This window comes from Mesorhizobium sp. M2C.T.Ca.TU.002.02.1.1, assembly GCF_003997225.1.
Map to the genome: position 1 here is coordinate 1 of NZ_RZTO01000252.1, position 7,518 is coordinate 7,518.

At 64.7% G+C, this 7,518-nt stretch carries 12 protein-coding genes and 1 pseudogene; 9 read left to right on the plus strand and 4 right to left on the minus strand.

The genetic code is table 11. The features are described from left to right. From EOD07_RS15370 to hslV, 4 genes are all read right to left on the minus strand, one after another. On the minus strand, window positions 1–296 hold a 296-nt coding region (locus tag EOD07_RS15370; RefSeq protein WP_127236080.1), incomplete at its 3' end, for an AAA family ATPase. A 5-nt stretch (window positions 297–301) separates the two neighbouring features. After that, window positions 302–901, minus strand: a complete 600-nt coding sequence (locus tag EOD07_RS15375; RefSeq protein ID WP_127236081.1) for a DUF2585 domain-containing protein — start codon at window positions 899–901, stop codon at window positions 302–304. Window positions 902–905: 4 nt separating this feature from the next. Continuing rightward, window positions 906–1,430 carry a GNAT family N-acetyltransferase gene (locus EOD07_RS15380; protein ID WP_164772268.1) on the minus strand — a complete coding sequence of 175 codons (525 nt, stop codon included), beginning with the start codon at window positions 1,428–1,430 and terminating at the stop codon, window positions 906–908. Window positions 1,431–1,453: 23 nt separating this feature from the next. Then, window positions 1,454–2,005, minus strand: a complete 552-nt coding sequence (gene hslV / locus EOD07_RS15385) for an ATP-dependent protease subunit HslV (protein WP_040986886.1) — start codon at window positions 2,003–2,005, stop codon at window positions 1,454–1,456. A 217-nt stretch (window positions 2,006–2,222) separates the two neighbouring features. Between hslV and hisB the strand changes: the two genes are divergently transcribed. The 9 genes and pseudogenes from hisB to EOD07_RS15430 all read left to right on the plus strand — a co-directional run. After that, complete coding sequence (hisB, locus tag EOD07_RS15390; RefSeq protein ID WP_073984595.1) at window positions 2,223–2,819, plus strand: imidazoleglycerol-phosphate dehydratase HisB; 597 nt, start codon at window positions 2,223–2,225, stop codon at window positions 2,817–2,819. 4 nt (window positions 2,820–2,823) lie between these two features. Further along, a complete protein-coding gene (locus EOD07_RS15395) occupies window positions 2,824–3,297 on the plus strand; it encodes a DUF2628 domain-containing protein (RefSeq protein WP_127236083.1) in 474 nt (157 codons plus the stop codon). 1 nt (window position 3,298) lies between these two features. Next, on the plus strand, window positions 3,299–3,949 hold the full coding sequence (hisH, locus tag EOD07_RS15400) for an imidazole glycerol phosphate synthase subunit HisH (RefSeq protein WP_127236084.1): 651 nt from the start codon (window positions 3,299–3,301) through the stop codon (window positions 3,947–3,949). A 2-nt stretch (window positions 3,950–3,951) separates the two neighbouring features. Further along, entirely contained in the window at window positions 3,952–4,242 is a 291-nt protein-coding gene (locus EOD07_RS15405) for a DUF1330 domain-containing protein (protein WP_127236085.1), read from the plus strand. A gap of 3 nt (window positions 4,243–4,245) precedes the next feature. After that, a complete protein-coding gene (hisA, locus tag EOD07_RS15410; RefSeq protein ID WP_127236086.1) occupies window positions 4,246–4,989 on the plus strand; it encodes a 1-(5-phosphoribosyl)-5-[(5-phosphoribosylamino)methylideneamino]imidazole-4-carboxamide isomerase in 744 nt (247 codons plus the stop codon). Beyond that, the gene (locus EOD07_RS15415) at window positions 4,989–5,828 is read left to right on the plus strand and encodes an arginase family protein (RefSeq protein ID WP_127236087.1); all 840 of its coding nucleotides are present in this window, start codon (window positions 4,989–4,991) and stop codon (window positions 5,826–5,828) included. Before hisA ends, EOD07_RS15415 begins: the two co-directional genes overlap by 1 nt. Continuing rightward, complete coding sequence (gene hisF, locus EOD07_RS15420) at window positions 5,825–6,619, plus strand: imidazole glycerol phosphate synthase subunit HisF (RefSeq protein ID WP_164772269.1); 795 nt, start codon at window positions 5,825–5,827, stop codon at window positions 6,617–6,619. The genes EOD07_RS15415 and hisF overlap by 4 nt, the downstream gene beginning before the upstream one ends. Before the next feature lie 9 nt (window positions 6,620–6,628). Further along, window positions 6,629–6,952 carry a phosphoribosyl-ATP diphosphatase gene (locus tag EOD07_RS15425; RefSeq protein ID WP_041009827.1) on the plus strand — a complete coding sequence of 108 codons (324 nt, stop codon included), beginning with the start codon at window positions 6,629–6,631 and terminating at the stop codon, window positions 6,950–6,952. Between the two features lie 84 nt (window positions 6,953–7,036). Next, window positions 7,037–7,518 (plus strand): annotated as a pseudogene (locus tag EOD07_RS15430) (type I pantothenate kinase); the annotation flags it as partial.

A 7,518-nucleotide genomic window follows, 5' to 3' on the forward strand; every position in this document is an offset into this window, starting at 1 on the left:
ATCTGCTCGACATCGCGGCCGACATAGCCGACCTCGGTGAACTTGGTCGCCTCGACCTTGACGAAGGGCGCGCCGGCGAGCCGGGCCAAGCGGCGCGAGATCTCGGTCTTGCCGACGCCGGTCGGGCCGATCATCAGGATATTCTTCGGCATCACCTCTTCGCGCATCTGGCCTTCCAGCTGCTGGCGGCGCCAGCGGTTGCGCAAGGCGATGGCCACAGCGCGCTTGGCGTCCTTCTGGCCGATGATGAAGCGGTCGAGTTCCGAAACGATTTCGCGGGGAGAAAAGGTGCTCATATTACTCAAATTCCACTTTGCCACTGCTTGATGGACTCGAACGGATGCAGCAGCATGATCACGTTGAGCGTCAGATTGTCCCGGATGATGTAACCCGTGCCGAGCTCGAAGATGAGCGCCAGGGCCACGATCACCCATATAGGTAGCTTTCGCGCCATCACAAATCCCAGCGCCATGAACAGCGTGTCGGACACCGAATTGATGATCGAATCGCCGTAATAGCTGAGCGAGATGGTGCCGGCGCGGTAGCGCTCGATGATGAAAGGGCTGTTTTCCAGGATCTCCCAGCCGCCTTCGATGAGGACGGCGAAGGCAAGCCTCAGACCGATCGGCGAGCGCGGGAACAGCGCCCAGGCCAGCGCATAGAACAGGAAGCCGTGGATGATGTGCGAGAAGGTGTACCAGTCGGCGATGTGCTGGGAATTCTCCGAGCTGTTGACCACGCCGTGCCAGAGCTTGACGTAGCCGCAGGTGCAGATCGGCGGATGCCCCATGCCGTACAAGGCGCCCGCCTGGAAGATGATCAAGGCGAGGACCAGCAGCAGGCCCATGCGCCAGCTGTCCTCATAGGCCGAAAGCGTCTTGTCCTCTCCGGATGCGGTCATTGCCTCAGTCCCCCAGATGTTCGTCGTCCTCGGCCGTATCGACGGCCATCAGCACGACGTCCCCATATTGCGAATGCCTGCGGCCGATCGGCCTGAAGCCGGCCTTCTCATAGGCGCGGATGGCGCGGCCATTGTCGGGATGCGGATCGATGATGACGCGCGGCGCGCCCTCCTCGAACAATTCCTCGACAAACTGGCGCACAATGGCCGAGCCATGGCCGATGCCGACCAGCTCCGGCGGACCGATCGTAAGGTCGATGCCAAGCGTGCCGAAAGGCTGATCCGCATAGGGGTGATCGTCCTCCATATGCGGATCGTAGCTCTGCAGATAGGCAATCGGCCTGCCGTCGAGTTCGACGATCAGCGGCTCCACCGAGACCGACTCGATATGCTCGCGGATCTCGGCGATCTCCTTGTCCGGATCGTCCCACCATTCAGCGACATGCGGCTCGCGCAGCCACCGGGCGATCAACGGCAGGTCCTTTTCCGTGACCGGCCGAAAATCGTAGCTATGTTCCTGATCGACCATGATCTCCTCCCCGATCATGGACCTCAGGCGGCATCGAGCGTTTCGACAACAAAATTGTTGTTGGTGTAGACGCAGATATCGGACGCGATCTGCATGGCCTTGCGGGCGATCTCCTCGGCGTCCTTGTCGGTGTCGATGAGGGCGCGGGCCGCGGCAAGCGCGTAGTTGCCGCCGGAGCCGATGGCCATGACACCATGTTCGGGCTCCAGCACGTCGCCATTGCCGGTCAGCGCCAGCGAGACGGACTTGTCGGCGACCAGCATCATGGCCTCCAGGCGACGCAGATAGCGGTCGGTGCGCCAGTCCTTGGCGAGCTCGACGCAGGCGCGTGTCAACTGGTCGGGATATTGCTCGAGCTTGGCTTCGAGCCGCTCGAGCAAAGTGAAGGCGTCGGCGGTGGCGCCGGCGAAGCCGGCAATGACGCTGCCGCCCTTGCCGATGCGGCGCACCTTGCGGGCGTTGCCCTTCATGATCGTCTGGCCCAGGCTGACCTGGCCATCGCCGGCGATCACGACCTTGTTGCCCTTGCGCACGCTGATGATGGTCGTGGCGTGCATGGTGAGTTCATTCGACATGTTCTGCTCCGATTCGCGCTATCCCTTGAAAAGGCGATTGGCGCGGTACGAGTAAGTTTGATCGGCCATATGTATGCATAGGGCCAACGATTGCAAACCGCCCTCGGCCGAGGCCGAGTGCGACCGGAATGGCAACTGGCAATCGCCGGATCATGCTGATAGAAGGCTTTCGTTTTCAAGCCCCGGCGCCTCCGAACAGGGCAACAAGGACAGAGCGATGACGCGTTCGGCCGAAGTCAGCCGCAAGACCAAGGAAACCGAGATTTCGGTCTCCGTCGATGTCGACGGCAAGGGAAAATCCGACATTTCGACCGGCGTCGGCTTCTTCGACCATATGCTCGACCAGCTGTCGCGGCATTCGCTGATCGACATGACCATCAAGGCCAAGGGCGACCTGCATATCGACGACCACCACACGGTCGAGGACACCGGCATCGCGATCGGCCAGGCCTTGAGCAAGGCGCTGGGCGAGCGGCGCGGCATCATGCGCTATGCCTCGATCGACCTTGCCATGGACGAGACGCTGACCAGGGCGGCGATCGACGTCTCCGGCCGGCCCTTCCTGGTCTGGAACGTCGCCTTCTCGTCGCCGAAGATCGGCACGTTCGACACGGAGCTGGTGCGCGAGTTCTTCCAGGCGCTGGCGCAGAATGCCGGCATCACGCTGCATGTGACCAACCATTACGGCGCCAACAACCATCATATCGCCGAAACCTGCTTCAAGGCGGTGGCGCGGGCGTTGCGCGCGGCGCTGGAGCCCGATCCACGCCAGCCCGATGCGGTGCCGTCCACAAAGGGATCCCTGAAAGGATAGCCCTATGGCGATCTATGTCGTGATGCAGCCGCCGGCCGGCGACAAGGCCGAGGACGCAAGTTTCGTGCGCGACAGCTTCACTTGGCTGGGTTTCCTGGTCGCGCCGCTCTGGCTCGCCTGGCACCGTATGTGGATCGAGGCGGCCCTGACCTTCATCGTCATGGCGCTCCTTTCGGTGGCCGGCGAGCGGCTCGGGCTCGAAGGGGCCGGGTCGCTGCTGTCGCTGCTCGTCTCGCTCTACGTCGGCTTCGAAGGACAGGCCCTGCGCATCGCTTCGCTGCGGCGGCGCGGCTGGCGCGAATGGAGCGTGGTCGAGGCCGGCAATCTCGCCGATGCCGAGACGCGCCACGCGCTGGAAGCGGGCGAGGAGAGCGAAGAGCAGCCGGCCCTGCCGCGCATCGTGCCGGATGCATCCCAGGCACGTCCGCCACAGACAGGCATGGCGCTCGGCCTGACCCATACGCCTGGAAGGCCCTGACATGCGGGTAGCCATCATCGACTACGGCTCGGGCAATCTGCGCTCGGCCACCAAGGCCTTCGAGCGCGCCGCGCATGAGGCGGGCCTTGCAGCGTCCATCGAGCTGACGGCCGACGCCGAGCGCGTGCGTTCCGCCGACCGCATCGTGCTGCCGGGCGTCGGCGCCTATGCCGACTGCGCCGCCGGCCTGCATGCGGTGCCAGGCATGTGGGAGGCAGTGGAGGAAGCCGCCATCGCCAAGGGGCGGCCGTTCCTCGGCATCTGCGTCGGCATGCAGCTGATGTCGGAACGCGGGTTGGAAAAGACCGTGACCAAGGGCCTCGGCTGGATCGCCGGCGACGTCAAGGAGATCACGCCGTCCGATCCCGCGCTGAAGATCCCGCAGATCGGCTGGAACACGATCGAGCTCGTCCGCCCGCATCCGCTGTTTTCCGGCATCGAGACCGGCCCGAAAGGGCTGCACGCCTATTTCGTCCATTCCTACCACCTGGATGCGAAGAAACCGGCGGAGATCGTGGCGACCGCCGACTATGGCGGCGCGGTGACGGCGGCGGTGGCGCGCGACAACCTCGCCGGCACGCAGTTCCATCCCGAAAAGAGCCAGGCGCTCGGCCTGGCGCTGATCACCAATTTCCTGAAATGGAGGCCCTGAGATTGAGCAAGAAGGGCTATTGGATGGCGATGATTGATGTCCGCGATCCGGACGTCTACAAGCAGTATATCGAAGCGAACGCCGTCGCCTTCGCGAAATACGGCGCGAAGTTCACCGTCCGCGCGGGCCGCTACGAGAGCCCGGAAGGAGTGACCGGCAACCGGCACGTGCTGGTCGAGTTCGACAGCTACGACAAGGCGATCGAATGCTATCATTCGCCTGAATACCAGCATGCCTCGAAGTTCCGGCTCGCCGCTTCGACCGGCCATTTCGTCATCGTCGAGGGCGCCTGACCCATGATCCTGTTTCCGGCCATCGACCTCAAGGACGGTCAATGCGTGCGCCTGAAGCACGGCGACATGGCCACCGCCACCATCTACAACGACGATCCCGGCGCGCAGGCCAAGGCCTTCGAGGACGAGGGTTTCGAATGGCTGCACGTCGTCGACCTGAACGGCGCCTTCAAGGGCCAGAGCGTCAACTCCGCCGCGGTCGGCGCCATCCTCAAGGCGACGAAGAACCCGGTGCAGCTCGGCGGCGGCATACGAACCCTGCCGCAGATCGAGGACTGGCTGGATCGTGGACTCGCCCGCGTCATCCTCGGCACGATCGCGGTGCGCGAGCCGGAGCTGGTCAAGCAAGCCTGCAAGGCTTTTCCCGGCAAGGTCGCCGTCGGCATCGACGCCAAGGGCGGCAAGGTGGCGGTCGAAGGCTGGGCGGAGGCCTCCGAGCTCGGCGTCATCGAGCTCGCCAAGAAATTCGAGGGCGCCGGTGTGGCCGCCATCATCTACACCGACATCGACCGCGACGGCGTGCTTTCCGGCATCAACTGGGATTCGACGATCAGCCTCGCCGAGGCGGTGTCCATCCCGGTGATCGCATCCGGCGGCCTCGCCTCGATCGCCGACATCGTGCGCATGACCATGCCCGATGCGCAAAAACTGGAAGGCGCGATCTCGGGCCGCGCCCTATATGACGGACGTATCGACCCGGCCGAGGCGCTGGCGATCCTGCGCGGCGAGCGGGCGGAGGCAGAATAGTGAACATTTCGATCATCCTGGCATCCTATGACAGCGGCCACTTCCACGGCGGCTGCGGCCAGGGCCCGGACGCGCTGATCTCGGGCGGGCTGGCCGAGGCGCTGAAGCTCGCCGGCCACGATGTCGAGGTGAACGACATCGGCAAGGTGGTCGAGGACGAAGAAGAGCGCGAGATCAGCACCGGATTTGCCGTCTGCAACGCCGTTTCGGGCGAAGTCCGCATGGCGCTGGACAAGAAGCGGTTTCCAATCGTGCTGGCCGGCAACTGCCTGACCGCCGCCGGCGCCGTGGCCGGCGCCGGCGCGGACGCCATCATCTGGGCCGACCAGCATGGCGACCTCAACACGCCGGAAACCACCACGACGGGCTTTCTCGACGGCATGGCGCTGGCGACCGCGCTCGGCCTCTGCTGGCGAGCGATGGCGACACAGATTCCGGGCTTCAAGCCGGTCGATCCGTCGCGCTGCGTTCTGGTCAATGCGCGCGACCTCGACAACGCGGAGAAGGAACTGCTGGAAAAGCTGCCGATCATCCGGACCGAGTGTCCCGACTGGAAGGCTGCTGCGCAACGGCTGAAAGCCGACGGCGCGCGGCAGGTCCACATGCATGTCGACCTCGACGTGCACGACCCCGAGAAGCTGCAGGCCAACCGCTACACCACGCCCGGCGGTCCGGCGCCGGAGCAGGTGCGCACCGCGATGTGCGGCCTCGCCGGCCCGCTCGCCATCGCCGGGCTCACCGTGTCCGCCTACGATCCGGCCTTCGATCCCAAGGGCGACGTGCCGCCGCTGGTCGGCGAGCTGGTGGTCGACCTGCTGTCCACCTTGGAAGGCAAATGATGCTGAAAGCCCGCGTCATCCCCTGCCTCGACGTCAAGAACGGCCGCGTCGTCAAGGGCGTCAATTTCGTCGACCTTGTCGATGCCGGCGACCCGGTCGAGGCCGCGAAGGCCTATGACGCGGCCGGCGCCGATGAGCTCTGTTTCCTCGACATCACCGCATCGTCCGACAACCGCGAGACGATCTTCGACGTGGTCGCCCGTACGGCCGAGCAGTGCTTCATGCCGCTCACCGTGGGCGGCGGCGTGCGCCAGGTGGCCGACATCCGCAGGCTGCTGCTGGCCGGCGCCGACAAGGTGTCGATCAACACGGCGGCGGTGAAGAACCCGGATTTCGTCGCGGAAGCGGCCGACAAGTTCGGCAACCAGTGCATCGTCGTGGCGATCGACGCCAAGAAGGTGTCGGCGCAGGGCGAGGCCGACCGCTGGGAGATCTTCACCCATGGCGGGCGCGAGAAGACCGGCATCGACGCCGTCGACTTCGCCAGGCGCATGGTCGAGCGCGGCGCCGGCGAGATTCTTTTGACATCGATGGACCGCGACGGCACCAAGGCGGGCTACGACATTGCGCTCACCCGGGCGATCGCCGACGCCGTGCGCGTGCCGGTGATCGCATCGGGCGGCGTCGGAACGCTCGATCACCTCGTCGAAGGCATCCGCGACGGCCATGCCGGCGCCGTGCTTGCCGCCTCGATCTTCCATTTCGGCACCTACACGATCGCCGAGGCCAAGGCGCATATGGCCAAAGCCGGCCTGCCGATGCGGCTGGACTTGGCCGCCCGTGGGGCATAAATAGCTGTTATGGCAGACTTTTCGCTCGCCGAGCTGGAACAGATCATTCATCAGCGCGCCCATTCCGGCGACCCGGACTCATGGACGGCGAAACTGTTCGCCAAGGGCATGGACAAGGCGGCGCAGAAGCTCGGCGAAGAAGCCGTCGAAACCGTAATCGCCGCCATCCGTGGCGACAGGCAGGCGCTCGTTTCGGAAAGTGCCGATCTTCTGTATCATTGGCTGGTCGTCCTCGGCATAGCGGGCATTCCGCTGGACGATGTGCTGAAGGAGCTCGAGGGCCGCACCGGCCGCTCGGGCATCGCCGAAAAGGCGTCCCGTCCCCGGGGCTGATGGAACGAAACGGACGGAACATGATGTCGGCCGAAAACCGCTTCGCACTTTTCGGCATCATGTTCTAGGAGGGCAGGAAACCCGATGGACCAGCTGGCTCCTACCGAGAAGTATTCCCCTTTTCGATTCTTCTCCGCCGAGCAATGGTCGCAGTTCCGCGCCGACACGCCGCTGACGCTCACCGAAGACGAGATCGACCGGCTGCGCTCGCTCAACGACCCGGTCGACCTCGAAGAGGTCAAGCGCATCTACCTCTCGCTTTCCCGGCTGCTTTCGGCGCATGTCGAGGCGAGCCAGCTGCTGTTTCGGCAGCGCCAGGCCTTCTTTAAGGTGAAGGACATCATCAAGACCCCCTTCATCATCGGCATTGCTGGCTCGGTCGCGGTCGGCAAGTCGACCACCGCGCGCGTGCTGAAGGAGCTTCTGGCGCGCTGGCCGTCGAGCCCGAAGGTCGACCTCATCACCACCGACGGCTTCCTCTTGCCCAACGAGATCCTGCGCCGGGAGAACCTCATGGAGCGCAAGGGGTTCCCGGAGAGCTACGATGTCGGTGCGCTGCTCAGGTT